Origin of the sequence: Cupriavidus sp. YR651, assembly GCF_900101625.1 — a bacterium.
Lineage (GTDB): Bacteria > Pseudomonadota > Gammaproteobacteria > Burkholderiales > Burkholderiaceae > Cupriavidus.
This window is the reverse complement of the sequence record NZ_FMYZ01000013.1, coordinates 36,364-58,303: the sequence shown is the minus strand read 5'-3', so window position 1 is coordinate 58,303 and position 21,940 is coordinate 36,364. Positions and strand designations below refer to the sequence as shown.

The window sequence follows — 21,940 nt, the reverse complement described above, 5'->3', positions numbered from 1 at the left end:
CGATTGTTCCGGCCGACGCGCTCCTTTAGATTCATCTGACGAGGCAGGCTGTGTCGGATGCTGCCCAATTTCTGTCCCGATGGCTCCATTAAATCGCTCCAGGAATGGATGGAGAATCCATGGCGTTCCGCTTTCCGCGTTCCATCCCGCGCGCCGCGCTGACCCAGGTGCTGGTTGCCGCCGCGCTGCTGACCGGCGCCTCGCCTGCCGCGCTGGCAGCCAGCGCCGGCAAGACCGCCAGTACCGCCCAGAAGCTGCCGTCGCTGGCATGGCCGCGCAACTTTGACGCGGCAGGCGAGCACATCGAGATGTACCAGCCCGAGATCGAGAAATGGGAAGGCAACCGCATGTCCGGCCGGGCGGCCGTGGCCGTGGGCGCCAAGGATGGTACGCCTACCTATGGGGTGGTGAGATTCTCGGCGACGGCCGATATCGACAAGCCGTCGTCGCTGGTCCAGCTGACACAGATCCAGGTGGAAAGCGTGGATGTGCCCACGCGGCCCGGCGCCGCGGATGCCGTGCGCCAGGCGCTGATCGCGCGGTTGCCGGCGAAGGGCCTGACGGTGCCGCTCGACGAACTCCAGGCCAGCTACGCGGTGTCGCAGGAGCTGGCGCGCGCGGTCCGCGTGCCGGTGAAGAACGACGTGCCGCAGATCCTTTTCGCCACCACGCCGACGCTGCTCGTCCATGTGGATGGCGATCCCGTCTGGCGTCCCGTACCCGGCACCCGCTTCGAGCGCGCCCTCAACAGCCGCGCGCTGCTGCTGCGGGACGGCGGTGGCGAGCTCTGGCTGCAGGCGGCCGGCTACTGGTACCGGTCGGAGTCAGCCGGCGGCGCGTGGGAGGCCGTGGCCTCGCCGCCCGCCGCGCTGCTCGGTGCAGCCAGCAAAGCCGGCGCCAGCCAGAACGAGCCGAAGCCCGACCCGATGCTGCCTGCCAACGGCAAGAAGCCGGCCAGGGCGCCGGAGATCCTGCTGGTCACGCAGCCGGCGGAGCTGATCGTCACGACCGGCGCACCGCAGATGGCGCCCGTCGGCGGCGTCAACCTGCTGACAATCTCCAATGCCGACCATGCGGTGTTTGTCGATCCGTCGACCAACCAGTATTACGTACTGGTTTCTGGCCGCTGGTTCCGTGCGCCGATGCTGACCGGCCCCTGGGAATACGTCGCCGGCACGCAGTTGCCGCCGGACTTCGCGAGGATCTCGCCGCAGGATGCCAAGGCCAATGTACTGGTTTCCGTGCCGGGTACGCCGCAAGCGAAGGAGGCCGAGATCGCCGCGACGATTCCACAGACGGCGTCGGTATCCCGGTCCAAGGCAGTTGTGGCCATCGTCTATGACGGCACGCCAAAGTTCACGGCGATCACCGGCACCTCGCTGAACTACGCGATCAACACCGGCACGCCCGTGATTGAAGTCGACAGCAGTCACTACTACGCGGTGGCCAATGGCGTGTGGTTCACGGCCAGCGCGCCGGGCGGCCCGTGGCGCGTGGCGACAGAGGTTCCCTCTGCGATCTACACGATTCCGCCCAGCTCGCCGCTGTATTACGTGACCTATGTGCGTATCTACTCCGTTACGCCGGACACCGTGGTCGTCGGCTATACCCCCGGCTACATGGGCGTGGTGGTCAGTGCCGACGGCACGGTCGTCTACGGCACCGGCTACATCTATCCGCCCTATGTCGGCACCTATTACTACGGCTATCCCGCGACCTATGGCTATGGCGCAGGCTTCGGCGTCGGCGTGGCCGAGGGCTTTGCGTTCGGCTTCGCGGTCGGGGCGATCTGGGGTGCGGCATCGCCATATTGGGGGCCGTACTGGTGGGGCGGCGCCAACTGGAATTACGTCAATGTGAACCAGACCAATTTCTACGGCCGTTGGGGGCAGGGCACGGTCACGCATGCAGAGGGCTGGAGTGCCTGGACGGGCACTCAGTGGCGCGGCACCGCGGGCGCGGGCTACAACGCCGCAACGGGCGCGCGCTTCCAGGGCAGCCAGGGCGCCGCGTTCAATCCGTATTCCGGCAACTATGCGGCCGGGCGCCAGGGATCGTTCGCCAATCCGTCGACCGGGAGGGAAGGCGCGGGACGCGGCGGCGTGGTGGGCAACGAATACACCGGCAACTACGCGGCGGGCCGTCAGGTCGCTGGCTATAACGCACAGACGGGCCGGGTCGGTGCGGCGGAAGCCGGCGTGGCCGGCAACACGCAGACTGGAGCGCAAACGGCGGGTAGCCGCGGGTTTGTCGCCAATCCGGACAAGAACAACGCGGTTGCCTGGAACAACGGCAACGTCTACGCGGGCCACGACGGCAACGTCTATCAGCGCACGGACGACGGCTGGCAGAAACACACGAGTGACGGCTGGCAGCCAGTGCAGCCCAACAGCGATGTCAACAGCCGGCTGGATCAGCAGCGGCAGGCGCGGGAGGTGGGCCAGCAACGATTTGGGAATACGGCGGCGCAGCAGTGGCAGGGTCGCTTTGCCGGCGGAGGCTTCCAGGGGGGCGGTGGCCGCTTTGGCGGAGGTGGCGGCCATTTCCATGGCTTCCGCCGCTGACGTCGCGCCGGCAGCCTGAAGGCCGCGATGGCCATGCCGGGCGGCGGGCCTATGCCGCGATGGCTGCGTCGGGCGACGCAAGAAGCACCCACACGCCGCGCGATATCGCCGAAATCGCTTAATGCGGCGGCTAAAGATTTGAATGGTCGCGGCGACTGCGGCGACTTAACCTGCCGGATGGACGCAACGCGGCCAGCCGGCGTGACAATGCCTGACGGCAGGGAGTGCGAATGACCTTGGCAGACCTGGCAGCTCCGGCAGCGCAAGTGCGCCGGCCCGCGACAATCGGGCAGGCAACCCGCGCCATCGCGCTCACCGCCACGGTGCTCGCGCTGGCGGCGTGCGGCAAGTCCGAGCCGCCGCCCGCGGCGCAGCAGGCTGTCCCGGTCCAGGTCTTCAAGACGGTCGCGCAAGACTTGCCCGTGACCTTTGACTTCGTCGGCCAGACGCAGAGCGACCAGGCCGTGGATATTCGCGGACGTGTCGCCGGCTTCCTCGTCAAGCGCAACTACGTGGAAGGCGCGGTGGTCAAGGCCAACCAGTTGCTGTTCGAGATCGACCACAAGCCGTTCGAGGCGCAGCTCGACGCCGCAAAGGCGCAACTCGCGCAGGAGAAGGCCCGGCTGGAAGTGGCGCAAGCCAACCTGGCGCGCGTGAAGCCGCTGGCTGCGCGCAACGCGCTGTCGCAAAAGGATCTCGATGACGCCAACGGCAATTTCCATGCGGCGTCGGCGGGTGTCGAGCAGGCGCAGGCCGAGGTCGAGACCCAGAAGCTGAATCTCTCCTATACCTATGTGCGGTCGCCGGTGGACGGCGTATCCAGTTTTGCCGTGCTGCCCGTGGGGGCCTATGTCAGCCAGACCAACAGCCTGCTGACCACGGTTTCCACGCTGCAACCGATGCGCATCAACTTCAGCGTGTCAGAGCCGCAGACGCTGGCCTTGCGCGCGCAGCAGAAGGCGCATGCGCTCGTCGCGCCGGCGGACGAGCGTTATACGGTGACCGTGGTGATGGCCGACGGCACGCACTATCCGCACAAGGGCCTGATCACGTTTGCGGATGCCACCTACAACCAGCAGACCGGCACGTTCCTCGTGCGGGCGGAAATGCCCAACCCGGATGGCCAGTTGCGCCCCGGCCAGTTCGTGCGCGTGCTGGTCAACGGGGCCACGCGGCCCGGGGCCATCGTCGTGCCACAGCGCGCGGTCATGCATGGGCCCAAGGGCGATCTCGTGTTCGTGGTCGGCAAGGACAACAAGGCCGAGCCGCGTCCGGTGATGGTCGGCGAGCTTTCAGGGCCGATGTGGCGCATCGCCAAGGGCCTGCAGGCCGGCGAGACCGTGGTTGTCGACGGAGCCGGCAAGCTGACCGCAGGGGCGCCGGTGCACGTGACCGGCCAGGCGCCGGACGCCGCCGTGGGCGAAGGCAGCGCCCCGGCCTCGCTGCGCCCGGTCAGCGCGCCCGCCGCACCCGCCGCACCCGCCGCACCCGTGGCCGGCGTGTCCTGAACCGGAGGCCGCCATGCTTTCCGCCTTCTGCGTCAACCGGCCGATTTTTGCGATCGTGATGTCGCTGATCATCGTGATCGGTGGCGGCGTTGCCATGTTCGCGCTGCCGATCGCCCAGTATCCGGACATCACGCCACCGCAGGTGACCGTCACCGCCACCTACGCGGGCGCGGACTCGGACACCGTGGCCCAGACCGTTGCCGCGCCGATAGAGACCCAGGTCAACGGCGCGGACAACATGATCTACATGCAGTCCACGTCGTCACCCACGGGGTCGATGACGCTGAACGTCTATTTCGACATCGGCACGGACCCGGACACCGCCCAGGTGCAGGTGCAGAACCGCGTGAACCTGGCGTTGCCGCAGTTGCCGGATACCGTGCAGAAGACCGGCATCAACGTGCAGAAGCGGTCGTCCAGCTTCCTCCTGTTGATCGGCGTGTACTCCTCCGATGGTCGCTACGACCAGCAGTACATCAACAACTACGCCAACCTGTACGTGCTGGACGCGATCAAGCGCGTCAACGGCGCCAACCAGGCGCAGATCATGGGTTCCGCGGACCTGGCCATGCGCATCTGGCTGCGGCCCGACCGCATGGCGGCGCTCGGCATCACGGCGCAGGACGTGCAGCGCGCGGTGCAGAGCCAGAACGAGCAGTTCGGCGCCGGCAGCGTAGGCCAGGCGCCCAACGCCCGCCCGGTGGAGTTGTCGTTCCCGCTGGTCACGCCGGGCCGCCTGACCACGCCCGAGCAGTTCGATGACATCATCCTGCGCGCCGATAACAACGGCGCCGCCATCGTGCGTCTGCGCGACATCGGCCACGCGGAAGTCGGCCAGCAGCAATACACGTTGCGCTCGGCGCTGAACGGCAAGCCGGCGACGATCATCGCGGTCTACCAGCAGCCGGGCTCCAATGCGTTGCAGGTGGCGAAGGAAGTTCGCAAGACGCTCGACGAGATGTCGAAGACCTTCCCGGCCGGCGTGGCGTACAAGGTCTCGCTGGACACCACCGAGTTCGTCAGCGCATCCATCGAGGAAGTGGTCCACACGCTGGTCGAGGCCGTGATCCTGGTGGTGCTGGTGGTGTTCATTTTCCTGCAGAATCTGCGGGCCACCGTGATCCCGGTGGTGGCCGTGTTCGTGTCGATCATCGGCACGTTCGCGGGGCTGCTGGCGCTCGGATTCTCGATCAACCTGTTGACGCTGTTTGCGCTGGTGCTGGCCATCGGCATCGTGGTGGATGACGCGATCGTGGTGGTGGAGAACGTCGAGCGCAACATGGCGGAGTTCAAGCTGTCGCCACGCGACGCCACGCTGCGGGCGATGAGCGAGGTGACCGGGCCCGTGATCGCCATCGTGCTGGTGTTGTCGGCCGTGTTCATCCCGGTGGCCTTCGTGTCCGGCACGACCGGGCAGTTGTATCGGCAATTCGCGCTGACGCTGGTGATATCGGTGGTGATCTCCGGCTTCTGCGCGCTGACGCTGTCGCCGGCCATGGCCGCGATGATTCTCAAGCCCGGTCATCACACGCCGTGGCGCGGCTTTGTCTGGTTCAACCATCGCTTTGACTGGGTGGTCCATCACTACGGCAACTGGGTGCGCACGTTCATGCGCCGCGCCGTGATCGCGCTGGCGATGTTCGCCGTCATGCTGCTGGCCACCTGGCAGCTGTTCGCGCACATTCCCACCGCCTTCGTGCCGGCCGAAGACCAGGGCTATGTGCTGGTGGCGGTGATCATGCCGGACTCCGCCAGCCTGGATCGCACGGAAAAGGTGACGGCGCAGGTGGCCGAGATGTTCCGCCAGCATCCGGCCGTGGAGGATGCGTCCGCCTTGTCCGGGTACAGCTTTATCGACAGCCAGTACAAGACCAACGCCGGCACGGTGTTCGTTGGCATGAAGGGCTTCAAGGCGCGGGATTCCGCGGACCTGTCGGTGCCCGCCATGCTGGCGTCGATGACGGGCAAGCTGCGCGCGATACCGGAGGCCATCATTATCCCGGTCAACCCGCCGTCGATTCCCGGCCTGGGCTCGCAGGGCGGCTTCGAGTTCTGGATCCAGAATCGCGGCACCGGCGACACCGCCGAGCTGGAGGGCGTGACGCGTAAGTTCATCAAGGCGGCGGCCAGCCACAAGGAACTCGGGCGGCTGACCAGCACGATCCAGTCCGCTTCGCGCCAGATGCGGGTGGAGGTGGACAAGGAAAAGGCCGAGACCATGGGCGTGCCGATCGCGGACGTCTACGGCACGCTGCAGACGCAATTCGGTTCGCTCTATGTCAGCCAGTTCTCGCAATACAGCCGCGTCTGGCAGGTGATCCTGCAGGCCGAGCCGCAGTACCGCGCCTCGCCGGACAACCTGGAGTACCTCTATGTGCGTGGCCGCGACGGCAAGATGGCGCCGGTGTCCGGTCTGCTGCGCAACTACTACGCCAGCGGTCCGGATCTGCTTTCGCGCTTCAACAACTTCCCGGCCGCCAAGATCACGGGCGACGCCGCGGGCGGCTACAGCTCCGGGCAGGCCTTGGCGGCGATGGAGGCCGTCGCGAAGGAGACGCTGCCGGCCAGCTACAGCTTCGGCTGGAGTGGCGAAGCCTTCGAGCAGAAGAAGTCCGGCAACACCACCGTCATCGTGTTCGTGTTCGGCATCGTCATGGTGTTCCTGATCCTGGCCGCCCAATACGAGTCGTGGTCGCTGCCGCTGTCGATCCTGACGGCGGTGCCATTCGGGATTTTCGGCGCGCTCGTGGCGATCCTGCTGCGGGGGTTGTCCAACGACGTCTACTTCCAGATCGGCATGGTGACGCTGATCGGGCTGGCCGCGAAGAACGCCATCCTGATTGTCGAGTTCGCGGTGATGAAGCAGAAGGAAGGGCTGTCGCACGCCGACGCCGCGGTCGAAGCGGCCAAGCTGCGCTTGCGGCCGATCGTGATGACTTCGCTGGCATTCATCCTCGGTGCCGTGCCGCTGTTTATCGCCACCGGTGCGGGATCGAACTCACGACATTCGATCGGTACCGGTATCGTTGGCGGGATGATCGCGGCCACGTCGCTGGCGCTGCTGTTCGTGCCCTTGTTCTCGTGGCTCGTGGGCACGGCCGCCGACAAGTGGGCGGCGCGCGGTCGCAGTAAGAGTGAGCCCACATCCGCCACACCGGCCACACCGACAGTCGGAGAATCGCCATGAGCGCCGTAATCCGCAACCCCGTGATTCGCCCGGCTGCCATCCGGCAGGCCAGGCTCTGCAATGGCGCGTTGATCGCCGCCGTACTCGCGCTGGCGGGGTGTGCCGTCGGGCCCGATTACCAGCGGCCCGAGGTGGCGCAGCCCGCCACCTACCGGCTCGATACCGGCGTGCTTACCGTGGCTGCCGACAGCGACTGGTGGAACAGCTTCGACGATCCCGTGCTGACCGCGCTGGTGGAGACGGCGCTGCGCAACAACTATGACGCCCGCATTGCCGCCGCCCGTATCGACGAGTTTCGCGGCCAGTTGATGGTCGCGCGTTCGGGCTTCTATCCGCACTTGAATGCCACGGCGGCGGCCGGGCGGCAGAAGGGCGGCACGTTTGGCGGCACGTTGGCGACCGGGTCCGGTGGTCCGCGCAATTCTTATGAGGCGCTGCTCAACGCCAACTGGGAAATCGACCTCTGGGGACGCATCCGCCGGCAATCGGAAGCCGCCGAGGCGAGCCTGTGGAACGCGGAGTACACACGGCGCGGCGTGGTGCTATCGCTGGCGGCGTCGGTGGTGCAGGGCTATGCCACGCTGCGCGGCCTCGATGCGCAGCTGGACATCGCGCAGGCAACGCTGGAGACCCGCGGCCGCGCGCTGGATATCTTCAAGCAGCGCTACGAGGGCGGCGTGATCTCGCAGGTGGAGTTGTCGCAGTCGGAGAATGACTACTACTCGGCCGAGGCGACGATCCCGCCGCTGCGCACGGCAATCGCCCAGACCGAGAATGCGCTGTCGGTGCTGCTGGGAAGAGAGCCGGGCCCGATCGAACGGGGCAAGTCCGTCATCGAGTTGCAGGCGCCGCCTGCCGGGGCCGACCTGCCGGCAACCTTGCTGTCGCGTCGGCCCGACGTGCTGCAGGCCGAGCAATCGGCGGTGGCCGCGAACGCCCAGGTGGGTGCGGCCCAAGCGCTGTTCTTGCCGGCGGTGAACCTGTCCGGACTGTTTGGTGCGCTTGCGACATCGCCGGCCGGGCTGTGGCACAGCGCATCGGAGGTATGGGGCTTTGGCGCCAGCCTCACGCAGCCGGTGTTCCAGGGCGGCGCGATTCGCGGGCAGGTGACGAGCGCCGAGTCCGTCCGCGACCAGTCGATGCTGGCCTATCAGGCGAGTGTGCTGAACGCGTTGGCCGACGTGAACAGTGCGCTGGCCAACGGCATCGAGACGCGCAACCGGCTGGGCAGCCTGCGCAGGCAGGAGCAAAGCCTGACGATCTACGCGGACCAGTCCGACGCGCGCTACGAGGGCGGATATTCGAGCTACCTTGAGGTCACCGACGCGCGGGAGAAACTGTTCGCGGCGCAGCTGGCCGCGGTACAGGGACAGGTCGATGTACTCACGGGCACCGCGGCGCTGTACAAATCGCTGGGCGGCGGCTGGACGGCCGTGCCGGCGGATGTGCGGGACGCCGGCCTGGGTGGGGAGGCGAAAGCCGTGGCGCGCCAGCAGGCCGATTCCCCCAAGCCTTGATCGCTGGCGCCGGTGGGCGACGATCGACGTGCCCACAAGAAGGCGATGCCGCGCCCAGCCGGGGGAGCGGCGATCTCAGGCGCGCGGCGACCACTCGCCCTTGCGTACGCCGATCGCCGTGATCAGCCCGTAAGAGGTGATCCCCAGCGCCACGCCCAGGAAATGGCCATCGAGGCCCATGCCCGCGACGTTGGCCAGCAGCCACCCGCCGCCGGCCGCCAGCGCGATGCGGCACAGTCCTGCCACAATTGGCCAGCGCATCCGTCCCGCACCCATCGACGCGAAGTAGAGCGCCATGCCCAGCCCGAAGCCACCGAACGCCGGGCCGACCCAGGACAGCGCGCGCGCCGCGATTGCGCCCACCTCGGCATCCTTCGTGAACATCGCCGCGAATTGTGCGGGCGCGAGGCCCACGGCCGCGCCCACCGTGCCGGCGATGACCAGCGCCAGCAGCGCGCCCACCCAGGCGGTGCGGCGCGCGGTATGCCAGTCGCCGGCACCCACGGCGCCACCGACCAGCGCGGTCAGCGCCGAGCCGACGCCGAAGGCCAGCGGGATCATCAGGAATTCCAGCCGCGCCGAGATGCCATAGGCCGCCACCGCCGTGGTGCCGAAGTGCCGCAATTGCGCGGTGATCAGGATCGTGGTCAGGTTGGCGACGGATGCCAGCGCGCAGGCCACCAGCCCCACCGACAGGATCTGATAGAACAGCGCGCCGGACGGCCGCACGCGCAGCGTCGGCACAAAGCCCGCCCCGCCCCGGATCACGACAAGCGCCATGGCCAGCGCAGCCGCCCATGACACGGCGGCCAGCGCGGCGCCGATGCCGGCGAGGCCCATCCCCACGCGCTCGGCCAGCCACCACGACAGGATCGGGAAGACGATCCACATGCCGCACAGCACGCGCGCGGCCAGTGCATGACGTCCGCCGCCGCGCAGTACCGAGGCGAGGGTGTTGGCCAGCCACGCGGGCACCGCGCCGGCACCGAACAGCCAGATCGCATAGGGCGTCGCGGCCTCCGCCGCGGTGGCGCCGGCCACGGCGCCAAACACGCGCTCCGGAAAGCCGGCCAGTGCGATGGCAAAGGCCAGGCCCGCCGTCACCGCGATGATCACGGCATGGAGCACGAGCGAGGATGCTTCCTCGCGCCGTCCGGCGCCGAGGGCGCGGGCGATGGCGGACACCACGCCGCCGCCCATCGCCCCGGCGGACATTTGCTGGAGCAGCAGCGCGAACGGCAACACCACGGCCCAGCCGGCCAGCGCCGCCGTGCCCTGGCGCGCGGCCAGACAGGTTTCGATCAGTTGGGCACCCGCTTGCAGGATGGCGACGAGGCTGGTTGGCGCCGCCAGTACGGCGATGCGGCGCGCGATGGCCGTCGCGGGCACGAAGTCGCCCATGGTGGGCGAGGTGCCGTCGAGCACGAGGGCGTCCGGCTTAGTCATGACTCCCGGCCTTCGTGTCGGCGGTGACATCGTCGGCCGCGGGTTCGCCGAAGCGGGAGCGCAGGTAACGGCCGGCACCGGGTCCCGGGCGCACGCGCAGATCGTCGACGGTGATCGCGCTGCCGTCCGGGCGCGCCAGGGTGGCGGCAACAATCTCCTTGCCGTCGCGCTTGTCTTCGAGCACGGTCAGCGGACCCTTTTCATCGGCCATCCAGCGGTCGGCCCAGCCCTTGAGCGCAACGTAGACCGGGAAGAAGTCGCGGCCCATCTCGGTCAGCGTGTAGATGTGGCGCGCACCGCCGCCGGGCGCGGGCGACTTCTCCAGCAGCCCGTGGCTGACCAGCGTCTTCAGCCGCGCGCTGAGGATATTGGGGGCGATGCCCAGATGCCGTTCGAATTCATCGAAGCGCGTGCTGCCGTAGTACACCTCCCGCATCAGCAGGATCGCCCAGCGCTCGCCGAGCATCGCCATCGACCGGGCGACGGGGCAGGGCATGTTGGCAAAGTCGGTGGGGGCCATGGTCTCGTCGTTTTACTTTTGAAATGCAAGTAAAAACGGATCATAGCTTGCGAACTGAAAGCTCGCCGGAAAAATCCGTGATCTATTCGGCAGTGAAGACGTCGAGGCCCGCGATGGCATCCCGGAGAAACGTGATCAGCGCCCGCGTCGCCATCGACAGGTGCGGATTCGGCGTAGTGATGATGTACAGCCGGTTGCCGAGCCCCTCGGGTTTCCAGTCCGGCAGCACGGGCACCAGCGTGCCGCGCCGCACGTCCTCCCAGCCCGCATAGACCGGCAGCAGGCTGATGCCATGGCCCTCGCGCACCGCGTGCATCAGGAACGTGAAGTGCTCCGACTGCAGGGAGGGTGCGATCTCCACGTCTTCGCGCTCCGGGCCGTCGCACGTGTCTCGGCCCAGCGTCAAGACGAAACGTCTCGATGTGTAGGGCGGGCACAGGAAACGGCATTTGGCCAGGTCCGAGGGGGTCCGCACGGGCGGAATGCTGGCGAGGTAGTCCGGCGATGCGCACAGCTGCCAGCGGATCGCACAGACGTCGCGCGCCACGGTGTCCAGCGGCGGCGTGGACGTCACCTTCAGCGCCACGTCGATTTCCGCCGCGATCAGGTCCGTCACGCGATTGGCGAAGAACACCCGCAGCGAGATCCCCGGATGCCGCCTGGCGAACTGCAGCAACAGCGGGGCGATGAAGGCGTCGCCGAGGCCGGTGGGCACGCTCACACGCACGTGTCCGCGCAGCGTCTTGCCCAGGCTGTCGATCTCCGCCTGCGCCGCGGCCACTTCCTGCAGGATGCGCAAGCCGTGTTCGTAGAGAGATTGCCCCGGGTCGGTCATTTCCAGCCGGCGCGTGGTCCGGCGTAGCAGCCGGATGCCGGCCTGCTCTTCCAGTTGCGCCAGCTGCCGGCTGATTTGCGATCTCGTGACGCCGCGCCGGCGGCCGGCTTCCGCGAGGTTGCCGGCTTCCACGATGTCCACGAAGGCCTGGATCAGGTTGAGGTCCATGCGAGGCGTCCGAATGATTGTCGAGTCAGGCGCAACATTGTGATTCCGGGGCACCGCATTGTCGATAGCCGCATGCACCGCTACAGTGGCCGTTCGCCCGGCTTCAGACCGGGAATGATGGAGACGAGAATGCCCGCAGACCTCTGGTTCGAATCGTTGCACCGCCCCGGCGCGGAAGTCCAGGACCGCGGCACGCGGCTGGCCGGGGGATTGCGCCGGCTGGGGCTGGAAGAGGGCGCGGTCGTCGCCGTCCTGCTGCGCAACGATCCGGTCTTTGCCGACGTGGTGTTTGCGTGCCGCACCGCCGGCACCTACTACTGCCCGATCAACTGGCACTTCACGGCGGAGGAAGTCCGCTTCCTGCTGGAAGACAGCGCCGCAAGCGTGCTGATCGTCCATGCAGACCTGCTGCCTGCGATCCGAGGCGTCGTTCCGGCCGGCGTCGCCGTGCTGACCGTCGGTGGCCGCCATGACGGTGAAAGCGGTGATGTGGAGGGTGACGGTGGTGGCGCCTCGGCATACGAGCCCTGGCTTGCCGGGCAACCCGCCTATGACGGCCCGCGCGTGGCGCCGCGCGGGCACCTGGCCTATACGTCGGGAACCACGGGACGCCCGAAGGGCGTGCTGCGGCATCCCGTGCCGCTCGACGAACTCGACGACCAGCTCGCCCGCATGCGTTCCGTCGTGGCCAAGGCCATCGGCATCGTACCGGGCTGCCGTGCCCTGATGTCGGCGCCGCTCTATCACAGCGCGCCGGGGGTGTTTATCCAGAACGCGCTGCAGATGGCCGAGCGCCTGGTGCTGACGCCGCGCTTCGATGCCGAGCAGGTGCTGGCGCTGGTGGAACGGCATCGCATCGACGTGCTCTACCTAGTGCCAATCATGTACGTGCGGCTGCTGAAACTGCCGCCGGAGGTGCGCGCGCGCTATGACCTGTCGTCGATTCGCTTCGTGGCCTCCACGGGTTCGCCTTGCTCGCCCGAGGTCAAGCGCGCGATGCTGGACTGGCTCGGGCCCGTCATCCACGAGACCTATGCCTCCAGCGAAGCCGGCATGATCACGGTGGCCACGCCGGCCGATGCGGCCGAGCGACCCGGGACCGCAGGGCGCCCGGTCGATGCCGCCAGCCTGCGCATCCTCGACGAAGCCGGCAACCCCTGCGCGCAGGGAGACGTCGGCCTGATCTATGTACGCCAGCCCGCCTACCCGGACTTCACCTACCTCAACAACAACGTCGCCCGCCGCGCCATCGACCGCGACGGTCTGGTGACGCTTGGCGACATGGGCTATGTGGATGCCGACGGCTACCTGTTCATCTGCGACCGCGCATCGGACATGGTGATCTCCGGCGGCGTGAACATCTATCCGGCCGAGATCGAGCACGAACTCGTGCGCTACCCCGGCGTGGCCGATTGCGTGGTGTTTGGCGTGCCCGACGACGAATACGGCGAGCGCCTGCATGGCGTGGTCCAGCCCGTGCAGGGCGTGACGATCGAGCCCGCCGCGGTCATCGACTGGCTCAAGGGCAGGCTGTCCGGCTTCAAGGTGCCGCGCACGATCGAGGTCACGGCGCAATTGCCGCGCGACGAAACCGGCAAGCTCGCCAAGCGTCGGCTGCGCGATCAGCACTGGGCGGGACGGCAGCGCCGCGTCTGAGTACCCCCGCGACGCCTTGCCACAGCAATCCACAATAAGAGAGAGGAGACCACCGATGTATCGCAGAACTGCCATGCTGGCCGCCAGTGCGCTCGGACTTGCCGTCGCCGCCGGCGTCGTGCCGACTGCCCATGCCGCCTACCCCGAGCGCCCGATCAAGCTGGTCGTGCCCTACACCCCGGGCGGCTCGACCGACCAGTTCGGCCGCGCGCTGGCCGAGGGGATGTCGCGCGAACTGAAGCAGCCCGTGGTCGTGGAGAATCGCCCGGGCGCCAACACGATGGTCGGCACGCAGAGCGTGTCGCGCGCCCAGCCGGACGGCTACACGATCCTGATGGGCACCAGCGCCAGCATGGTGCTCAACCCGATGCTCTACAAGAAGCCCGGCTACGATCCAAAGGACTTCAAGGTCATCACGATCGGCATCGAAGTGCCGCTGGTCGTTGTCACCAACAACCAGGTGCCGGCCGGCAACACCCGCGACTTTGCCGGTTATGCCAAGGCCGCTGGCGGCAAGCTCAACTACGCGTCCGTCGGGCTGGGCAATCCGCTGCAGTTGGCCACCGAGATGCTGAAGTCCGAACTCGGCGTCGACATCACCCATGTGCCATACAACGGCAGCGCGCCGGCATTGTCCGCGCTGCTGGCCAACGACGTGCAGCTGATGGTGGATGTGGTCAGCACCTCGCTGCCGCATATCAAGGCTGGCAAGCTCAAGGCGCTGGCAGTGACCGGTCGCTCGCGGCTGGACGTGCTGCCCAATGTGCCCACGGTGGCGGAAAGCGGCTATCCCAATTTCCACGCCGCCACGTGGTTCGGGCTGGCCGTTCCGGCGCAGACCCCCGCCGATGTCGTGGGCAAACTGCAAGCCGCAGCGGCGCGTGTGCTGGTCGATCCGCAGTTCCGCAACACGTTTGGTGCGCTGGGGCTGGTCGTCCAGGCGCCGCGCACGCAAGCGGAAATCGACCGCTATGTGACGGCCGACCGCGAGAGCTGGGGCAAGGTCATTCGCGCCAACCACATCAGCCTGGACTGATCGGCGGCGCGGGGCCGGGATCGGCGGGCTATAGTACGAGGACGCTGCGGCATGCCCGGTGCGGCTACCGCCGCAGGGGGCGCGGCGGACGTCTTCGTTGCCACTGCTCTCGCGCGCCTCCATGACCGAGTCCGTCGAACCGCCTGATTCGCCCCGATCCGTCCCGCGTCGCGATGCGGCCAAGCCGACCGATGAGTCGGATTTATCGCGTGAATCGGATCGACCGGATCGCACCACTGCCTCCACCTCACCTCCCGAATCCGCCCCCGGTCTCCCCCTCGATGACAAGCCCAGCGGGGCGCGCCGGCTGCGACAGCAAGCCGCGCGCGCCGCGCAACGCAAGACGCGGCAGGTCGGCCGGATATCGCGCACGTCGCTGCGTTACGCGGTGTTCATGTGCGGCGCCGGCTGTGTGGCGCTGTTTTCGATTCTCTTTGCCTATATCGCCGAACTGGCATTGCGCTGGAACGGGCGACTGACTTCGGCCACGCCGTGGCTGGCGTTTGTGATGCTGCCGTTCGGGCTTGCCGCGCTGCGCTGGCTCACCATCCGGCTGGCGCCGCAGGCGCGCGGCAGCGGCATTCCGCAAGTGATCGCCGCCGTCACGCTGCCGCCGAACGGCGTCGCGCAGAATGTGCTGGTGTCGTTCCGGCAATCGATGTGGAAGGTGTTGCTGACAACCGGCGCGCTGCTCGCCGGCGCATCGGTCGGCCGCGAAGGGCCGTCCGTGCAGGTGGGGGCTGCGGCCATGCTCGCCTGGGGCCGGTGGTGCCAGGAAAAGCTCCGGTTCCGCATTGGCTTTCACCCCAACGCGCTGATCGCCGCCGGCGCTGCGGGCGGCCTCGCGGCGGCGTTCAACACGCCGCTGGCGGGGGTGGTGTTCGCCATCGAGGAACTCGGGCGCGGCACGGCCGTACGCTGGGACAGGCTGGTGCTATCGGGTGTGCTGACCGCGGGTTTCCTGTCGCTGGCCGTGTTCGGCAACAACCCGTATTTTCACGTCGAGGTGCCGATGCTGGTCCTCCACGAGGCGTGGGGGCCGGTGCTCCTGTGCGCGGTGGTCAATGGCGTCTTCGGCGGGTTGTTCGCCAAGGTACTGGTCGGTGGCGTGCCGGGCCTGCTTCCCGTGAAATGGCGGGGATGGCCCACGGCGCATCCGATCTGGGTCGCCTTTGGCTGCGGACTGATCGTCGCGATCCTGGGCTGGGCGACGGCGGGCGCGACCTTCGGCACGGGCTACGAGCAAGCCTCCGGCCTGATCAATGGCGAACCCCACAGCACGTTGTGGTTCGGGTTTGCCAAGCTGGTTGCCACGGTGGTGTCGTACTTCGCCGGCATCCCCGGCGGTATCTTCACGCCGGCGGTGGCGATTGGCGCGGGTATCGGCGAGACCGTCGCGCATTTTCTTCCCGGCATCACGGAGCCGCGCGTGCTGGCGCTGGTGTCGATGGCGGCCTTCCTGGCCGCGGCGACGCAGGCACCGATCACGGCCAGCGTGATCGTCATGGAGATGACCCGCACGCAGGACCTGACGGTGTATCTGCTGGCGGCATCGCTGCTGGCGTCGTTCCTGTCGCGCCAGTTCAACCCGCATCCGTTCTATCACCACATGGCCCACGGGTTCCGTCGCGAGGCCGTGGCGATCAGCCGCAAGGGGGTGTCCACCTGAGTGTGTGGGATTCACCTCACCGACTGGCAGCGTACCGGTAGCGCATGGAGCGTCTTTGTCTTAACATGTGCCGCGCACGGATCGCCGGCAACAGACCGGTCGGCCGTGTAGTGTTCCGGCGGCACATCTGACTCGCCGGTTTTGCGTATCGCAGGACTTCGGGAGGGGAGTACAGGATGGCCACGCAACGACCGGCCGGCACACGCCAGGCCAAGGCGCCCACAAACAAGCCAGTCAAGGCGCCAATCCAGAGGCCGGCCGCGACGCCTGCCAAGGACAGGCCGCCGCTACGCGATCTGGGGGCAGATACGACGATCTGGCACACGCGCGGGCTGCAGACCAATTCCCGCATGCGCATCCCGCTGGTGCAGCGCACGCCGCCGCGCCAGTTGCCGCCGAGCGCCGTGCCACGCCTGATCCTGTGGGCCGTGCTCCTGGGCGCCGCGCTGGTGCTCTATCATTTCGGGAAGCAAATGCTTCGCTAGGCACCTGGCGCCACTCGACAGGGCGCGACAGGAACCCCTGGCCCGAGGCGGGCTCCAATCGGGAGCCGTTTTCAGGAGTGTGTTTTGAGATTTCCTCTTGCCGGGCTGGCTGCGGCCAGCCTGCTGGCGACGTCTGTCGCCCTTGCTGCACCCGCTTCCGCACCCGCATCTGCACCCGCGGCCGCCGCGCCGCAACCCGCCACCGCAACAAACACCGCCACCGCTGCCACCGCCGATACCGGTGCCCTGGCGCCCGTGCTCGACACGCTCGTCATCGGCAGTCCGCTGCCCGCGCTGCCCGATTGTGCCGACCATCGCACCCCCGACGGGCGGGACGTGACCGCGTTCTGCGTGGAGTTGCGCGGCGATGGCGTGATGCGCCAGGTCGGCGTGCCGCGCGACAAGCGACCCGCGTTCATGGATGGCCCGAAGCTGCTGGCGCTTGTCGATGGCAACGCGCTGGTTGGCGTGATGTTGCCAACGGACGGCATCCGCTCGCAGGACGCTGCGGTACGGGCGCTGAGCACGCGCTTTGGCAAGCCGTTTCGCCAGGAACAGGTCGACATGAAGGACAAGGCGGGCAAGCCCGTCAAGAGCGTTCACGCGGGCTGGATGCAGCGTCCGCTGACCGTGGAGCTCTACGCGATTCCCGAAGATCCGAACGAAGGGACGATCGAGTTGCTGCTGCCGCAGGCGCGCGCGCTGATGGCGAATCGCGATGCGGAGGTGGAGAAGTCGCTCGCGCCGCCGGCATCGGGCGCGGCAGCGAAGAAGCCGGAGAAGACTGAAAAGTCGGACAAGAAGGCGCCGGCGAAGCCGGTCAATCCGGGTAGCTGGTAAGCCCGGGCGGAGGGCCGGGGAGACTGCTCCGCGAAAGGCCTTTTGGAGGATTTTCGAGAGGGGCCGAAGCCGCCGGACTGCCGGGAAAGCCTCCCGTCGTGAACTGCACCCCAGAAGTTGGACACCTGTTCAACCTTTGGGGTGTTTTTCATGGCGGGCGGCAACGCCCGCGTCAGAGTCCTTCCATCACCTTGTCCAGCCCCCGTACCACGCCGCGCAAGGTGTGGACCTTGCGGATGGCCAGCAGCGCGCCGGACACGTAGGGCTTGGACCCGTCCCCGGCCTGGTGTTTCAGGTGCAGGCGCTGGCCGTCCGCGCCAAAGATCACCTCTACCCCGAGCTGGTATCCCGGCAGCCGCACCGCGTGCACCTGCGTGCCGGAGATCGTCGCGCCACGCGTCTCCCTCGGGCCGCTGACCTGGTCCACCGGCACCGCCTGCGCGGCGGCTTTCACCTGGCCAAGCCGGAACGCCAGCTCGCGCACCGTGCCCGACGGCACATCGACCTTGCCCGCCTTGGCGTAGTCGATGATTTCCCAATGGTCGAGGTGTCGCGCCGCCATTTCCGCGAATTTCTGCAACAGCACCACGGTAATGGCGAAGTTGCCGCAGGCCAGCACGCCACGGTCGGCCTTGCGCGCGGCCGCGTCGATCTCCGCATAGTCGTCGTCGGACAGCCCCGACGTACCCACCACCACGTGCGCGCCGTGGGCCAGCGCCTGCAGGATGTTGTGCTTGGCGATGGCCGGCCTGGTGTACTCGACGTAGACGTCGTAGGGCGTAGCGCCGAGGGCCTCGATGCTGGCCGCGGCCACGCCGGGTGTATCGGCATGGCCGGTCAGTTGCGACAGGGGTTGTCCCGCCGCGCCGCGCGACAGGCCGGCCACCAGGGTCATGTCGGGTGCGTGCGCTACGCCGCGCGCCAGCTCGCCGCCGGCCCAGCCGGTGACGCCGCCCACGGCGACGCGAATGCCAGTGCTCATCGTCTTCTCCTGATTCGGTTTGAAAGCGATCAAGGATAGCGCGCTAGCCGGCCGCGCGCCGGCGGTCGATCTTGCGGGCGAGCACGATCGACGTCGTGGTGTGGTTCACGCCATCCAGCATGCCGATTTCGTCCAGCAACGTGTCCAGCCGCGCGTGGGTGTCGCAGCGAATCACGGCCATATAGTCCACCGGGCCGCTGACGGAGTTCAGCTCTTCCACCTCCGGCAGGCGCTGCAGCGCGCGGACCACGGCCGGCGCAGCCTTGGGTTGCACGGACAGGCCGCAGAACGCGAGGATCGCGTTGTCCTCCATCTGGCTGCCCATGCGCACGCCATACCCGGCGATCACGCCAGTTTTCTCTAGCCGGGCGATCCGCGCCACGACCGTCGTGCGGGCGATGCCGAGCACGCGGGCGAGGTTGGCCGCGCTCTCGCGCGCGTTGCCCTGCAGCAGCGACAGCAGGTGCCGGTCGATTTGGTCGAGGTCCGCCATGGCAGTCTGACGTTTCGTCACAAAGGATGGTCGATGCGTCGGATTATGCCGGGCTTTCGTCAATCTTGCGGGTGTAAAACGTGCGCGGCGCTGCCCATACTTCAGTCACGGGTTTTCATGCTTTTCGACGGAGTCAGCCATGCAGCCATCCACCCTTGGTCCCGCCACCCGGGACATGACCAAAGCCCCCCGCCCGCTTTCCGTGGTGGTCCTCGGCGCCGGCAAGATCGGCCGCGTCATCGCCGCGATGCTGGACCAATCCGGCGACTACCGTGTCTGCCTGGTCGATCACGACGCGCACCGGCTGGATGGCTTGCCGCGCACCATCGCCGTGCGTGCCGGCGACCCCACCGAGCCCGGCACCTGCGCCGCACTGCTGGCCGGTGCCGACGCGGTGCTCAACGCGCTGCCGTTCCACGCGGCCGTCAGCGTCGCCACCGTGGCGGCGCGGCTGGGCGTGCACTACTTCGACCTGACCGAGGACGTGGCCGCAACGCATGCCATCCGCCAGCTTGGCCAGGGTGCGCGCTCGGTCCTGATGCCGCAGTGCGGGCTGGCGCCGGGGTTTATCGGCGTGGTCGGTCATGACCTGGCCCAGCGGTTCCTGCGGGGCGGCGGCGACCTGTTCGACCTGCGCATGCGCGTGGGTGCGCTGCCGCGCTATCCCAGCAACGCGCTCAAGTACAACCTGACCTGGAGCACGGAAGGCCTGATCAACGAGTACTGCAACCCCTGCGAGGCCATCGTCGACGGCCGCCGGGTCGAGCTGCCCGCGCTGGAAGGCCTTGAAACCTTTGCGCTGGACGGGATCGAGTACGAGGCCTTTAATACTTCTGGAGGCCTCGGCACGCTGCCCGATACCCTGGCCGGCCGGGCGCGTCAGGTCGACTACAAATCCATCCGCTATCCCGGCCATTGCGTGCAGATGAAGCTCTTGCTGAACGACCTGCGGTTGCGCGAGCGGCGCGGCTGGCTGCGCGAGATTTTCGAGAACGCCATCCCGATGACGGAACAGGACGTGGTGATCGTATTCGCCAGCGCGACGGGCCATCCGCCCGGCGTGAAGGGCGAAGGCAAGCGCGGGCCGCTCACGCAGGCGTCTTTTTCCGCGCGTATCGGTGGTGTGGACGACCTTGGCGGCGCGGGCCACGCCAATGCCATCCAGCTGACGACGGCAGCCGGCATCTGCACGGCGCTGGACCTCGTGGCCTCCGGCGTGCTGCCTCAGGCAGGCTTTGTCCGGCAGGAGGCCATGCCGCTGGATCGCTTCCTGGCGAACCGGTTCGGCCAGCATTACACCCGGCATCCGTTGCAGGAGATGTCCGCATGAAAGCGCAAGAGATCGCGGCGTGCTGGCAGGCCATGGGCCTGCGGCAACCATGGGAGGCTGGCGGCGCCGGTGGCCCCGGTGCATTGCCCCTGCGCTCGCCGGTCGATGGCGAGGTCTTCGGCCAGTTGCCGGTCTGCACGCCGGCTGACGTCGATGCCCGGATTGCCCGCGCGCACGCCGCGCAGACCATCTGGGCACTGGCGCCGGCTCCGGCACGCGGCGAGGTGGTGCGGCGCCTGGGGCTGGCCTTGCGCGAGCACAAGACCGCGCTGGGCCGGCTGGTATCGCTGGAATCCGGCAAGATCCTCCAGGAAGGCCTCGGTGAAGTGCAGGAGATGATCGATATCTGCGATTTCGCCGTGGGACTGTCACGCCAACTGCATGGGCTGACGATCGCATCGGAGCGACCCGCGCACGCCATGCGCGAGACCTGGCATCCGTTCGGGCTCTGCGGCGTCATCTCCGCCTTCAATTTCCCGGTGGCGGTATGGGCGTGGAATGCAGCGCTCGCGCTGGTTTGCGGCAATGGCGTGGTGTGGAAGCCCTCGGAGAAGACACCGCTCTGTGCATTGGCGGCGCAGGGTCTGCTGGACCGCGTGCTGGAAACCTCCGCACCGCAGTACGCGGGCCTTTGCTGTGTGCTGCCGGGCGGTCGCGCCGTCGGCGCCCAGTTGGTCCAGCATCCGGCGGTGCGGCTGATGAGCGCGACGGGCTCCACGCGCATGGGCCGCGAGGTCGGCATGGCCTGCGCCGCGCAGTTCAAGCGCGCGATCCTGGAGCTCGGCGGCAACAACGCGGCCATCGTCGCACCGTCGGCCAACCTGGAGCTGACCGTTCGCGCCATGACATTTGCCGCAGCGGGCACCGCGGGGCAACGCTGCACCACGCTTCGCCGCGCATTCGTCCATGTCGATCTGATCGAAACCGTGACCAGCCGGCTGCGCCAGGTCTATGCGCGGCTGCCCGTCGGCGATCCGTTGCAGGAGGGCACGCTGATCGGCCCGCTGATCGATGCGGCGGCCGGCGATACGATGGCCAACGCGCTCGCCAGTTGCCGGGCGCAGGGCAACGTTGTCCACGGCGGCGAACGGCTGCTCGGCGACCGCTATCCGCACGCCTGCTATGTGCGGCCCGCGCTGGTGGTGACCGACACCCAGCACGACACGATGCTGACCGAAACCTTCGCGCCGATTCTTTACCTGATGCCCTATACCTCGCTGGACGAAGCCATCGCGCTCAACAACGCGGCGTCGCATGGGCTGTCGTCATGCATCTTCACGGAATCGCTGCGCGAGGCGGAGTGCTTCCTGTCGACAGCGGGCAGCGACTGCGGCATCGCCAACGTCAACATCGGCACGAGCGGGGCGGAGATCGGGGGCGCGTTCGGCGGCGAGAAGGCGACGGGCGGCGGACGCGAATCGGGATCGGATGCGTGGAAGGGCTACATGCGGCGCGCCACCAATACGATCAACTATGGCGACGCCCTGCCGCTGGCGCAGGGGATCCGGTTCGACGTATAGGCTGGCGTACGGTTGACGACTCAGAGGTTGCTTCAAAATGAAGCGAAGCGGTCCTGGCTAGACGCGCGGCCGCAGACAGTACAAGTAGTACGGCAAACGAGTGTGGCCAACCCGGCAACGACGCCAGGATCTTTTTGAAGCAGCCTCTTACGTGCGCGAAGTCGTTGCGAATCGTAACAAGGGT

16 protein-coding genes are annotated in these 21,940 nt (G+C 67.8%); 11 read left to right on the top strand and 5 right to left on the bottom strand.

Features of this window, described 5'->3' with window-relative positions; translation table 11 throughout:
• Positions 1–119 precede the first annotated feature (119 nt).
• From BLR29_RS26060 to BLR29_RS26045, 4 genes are all read left to right on the top strand, one after another.
• Positions 120–2,564 (top strand): carbohydrate-binding family V/XII, encoded by a 2,445-nt coding sequence (locus BLR29_RS26060; RefSeq protein ID WP_092141087.1) that lies wholly within the window; start codon positions 120–122, stop codon positions 2,562–2,564.
• A gap of 230 nt (positions 2,565–2,794) precedes the next feature.
• Positions 2,795–4,072, top strand: a complete 1,278-nt coding sequence (locus BLR29_RS26055; protein ID WP_092141085.1) for an efflux RND transporter periplasmic adaptor subunit — start codon at positions 2,795–2,797, stop codon at positions 4,070–4,072.
• 13 nt (positions 4,073–4,085) lie between these two features.
• Entirely contained in the window at positions 4,086–7,259 is a 3,174-nt protein-coding gene (locus BLR29_RS26050) for an efflux RND transporter permease subunit (protein WP_255371448.1), read from the top strand.
• Positions 7,256–8,776 carry an efflux transporter outer membrane subunit gene (locus BLR29_RS26045; RefSeq protein WP_092141083.1) on the top strand — a complete coding sequence of 507 codons (1,521 nt, stop codon included), beginning with the start codon at positions 7,256–7,258 and terminating at the stop codon, positions 8,774–8,776. The genes BLR29_RS26050 and BLR29_RS26045 overlap by 4 nt, the downstream gene beginning before the upstream one ends.
• A 75-nt stretch (positions 8,777–8,851) precedes the next feature.
• Here BLR29_RS26045 and BLR29_RS26040 read toward each other — a convergent pair whose 3' ends face one another.
• The 3 genes from BLR29_RS26040 to BLR29_RS26030 form a co-directional block, all read right to left on the bottom strand.
• Positions 8,852–10,222, bottom strand: a complete 1,371-nt coding sequence (locus tag BLR29_RS26040) for an MATE family efflux transporter (RefSeq protein ID WP_092141081.1) — start codon at positions 10,220–10,222, stop codon at positions 8,852–8,854.
• On the bottom strand, positions 10,215–10,742 hold the full coding sequence (locus BLR29_RS26035; protein ID WP_092141079.1) for a winged helix-turn-helix transcriptional regulator: 528 nt from the start codon (positions 10,740–10,742) through the stop codon (positions 10,215–10,217). Before BLR29_RS26035 ends, BLR29_RS26040 begins: the two co-directional genes overlap by 8 nt.
• 82 nt (positions 10,743–10,824) lie before the next feature.
• Positions 10,825–11,745, bottom strand: a complete 921-nt coding sequence (locus tag BLR29_RS26030; protein WP_092141077.1) for a LysR family transcriptional regulator — start codon at positions 11,743–11,745, stop codon at positions 10,825–10,827.
• 129 nt (positions 11,746–11,874) lie between these two features.
• Here BLR29_RS26030 and BLR29_RS26025 point away from each other — a divergent pair, with 129 nt between their 5' ends.
• The 5 genes from BLR29_RS26025 to BLR29_RS26005 all read left to right on the top strand — a co-directional run bounded on the left by BLR29_RS26025 (position 11,875) and on the right by BLR29_RS26005 (position 17,431).
• Positions 11,875–13,401 carry an acyl-CoA synthetase gene (locus BLR29_RS26025; protein ID WP_092141075.1) on the top strand — a complete coding sequence of 509 codons (1,527 nt, stop codon included), beginning with the start codon at positions 11,875–11,877 and terminating at the stop codon, positions 13,399–13,401.
• 55 nt (positions 13,402–13,456) lie between these two features.
• On the top strand, positions 13,457–14,437 hold the full coding sequence (locus tag BLR29_RS26020; protein ID WP_092141073.1) for a Bug family tripartite tricarboxylate transporter substrate binding protein: 981 nt from the start codon (positions 13,457–13,459) through the stop codon (positions 14,435–14,437).
• Between the two features lie 121 nt (positions 14,438–14,558).
• Entirely contained in the window at positions 14,559–16,106 is a 1,548-nt protein-coding gene (locus tag BLR29_RS26015) for a chloride channel protein (protein ID WP_255371447.1), read from the top strand.
• Between the two features lie 176 nt (positions 16,107–16,282).
• Positions 16,283–16,591, top strand: a complete 309-nt coding sequence (locus BLR29_RS26010; protein WP_092141071.1) for a hypothetical protein — start codon at positions 16,283–16,285, stop codon at positions 16,589–16,591.
• An 84-nt stretch (positions 16,592–16,675) separates the two neighbouring features.
• A complete protein-coding gene (locus BLR29_RS26005; RefSeq protein ID WP_092141069.1) occupies positions 16,676–17,431 on the top strand; it encodes a hypothetical protein in 756 nt (251 codons plus the stop codon).
• A gap of 172 nt (positions 17,432–17,603) precedes the next feature.
• Here the strand turns inward: BLR29_RS26005 and dapB are convergent, their stop codons facing one another.
• Both dapB and BLR29_RS25995 read right to left on the bottom strand, forming a co-directional pair.
• Positions 17,604–18,413 carry a 4-hydroxy-tetrahydrodipicolinate reductase gene (gene dapB / locus BLR29_RS26000; RefSeq protein WP_092141067.1) on the bottom strand — a complete coding sequence of 270 codons (810 nt, stop codon included), beginning with the start codon at positions 18,411–18,413 and terminating at the stop codon, positions 17,604–17,606.
• A gap of 43 nt (positions 18,414–18,456) precedes the next feature.
• Positions 18,457–18,906, bottom strand: coding sequence for an Lrp/AsnC family transcriptional regulator (locus BLR29_RS25995; RefSeq protein WP_092141065.1), 450 nt, complete (start codon positions 18,904–18,906; stop codon positions 18,457–18,459).
• A gap of 139 nt (positions 18,907–19,045) precedes the next feature.
• Here BLR29_RS25995 and BLR29_RS25990 point away from each other — a divergent pair, with 139 nt between their 5' ends.
• A complete protein-coding gene (locus BLR29_RS25990) occupies positions 19,046–20,236 on the top strand; it encodes a saccharopine dehydrogenase C-terminal domain-containing protein (RefSeq protein WP_092141063.1) in 1,191 nt (396 codons plus the stop codon).
• Positions 20,233–21,756, top strand: coding sequence for an L-piperidine-6-carboxylate dehydrogenase (locus BLR29_RS25985; protein ID WP_092141061.1), 1,524 nt, complete (start codon positions 20,233–20,235; stop codon positions 21,754–21,756). The genes BLR29_RS25990 and BLR29_RS25985 overlap by 4 nt, the downstream gene beginning before the upstream one ends.
• The last annotated feature ends 184 nt before the right edge of the window (positions 21,757–21,940 follow it).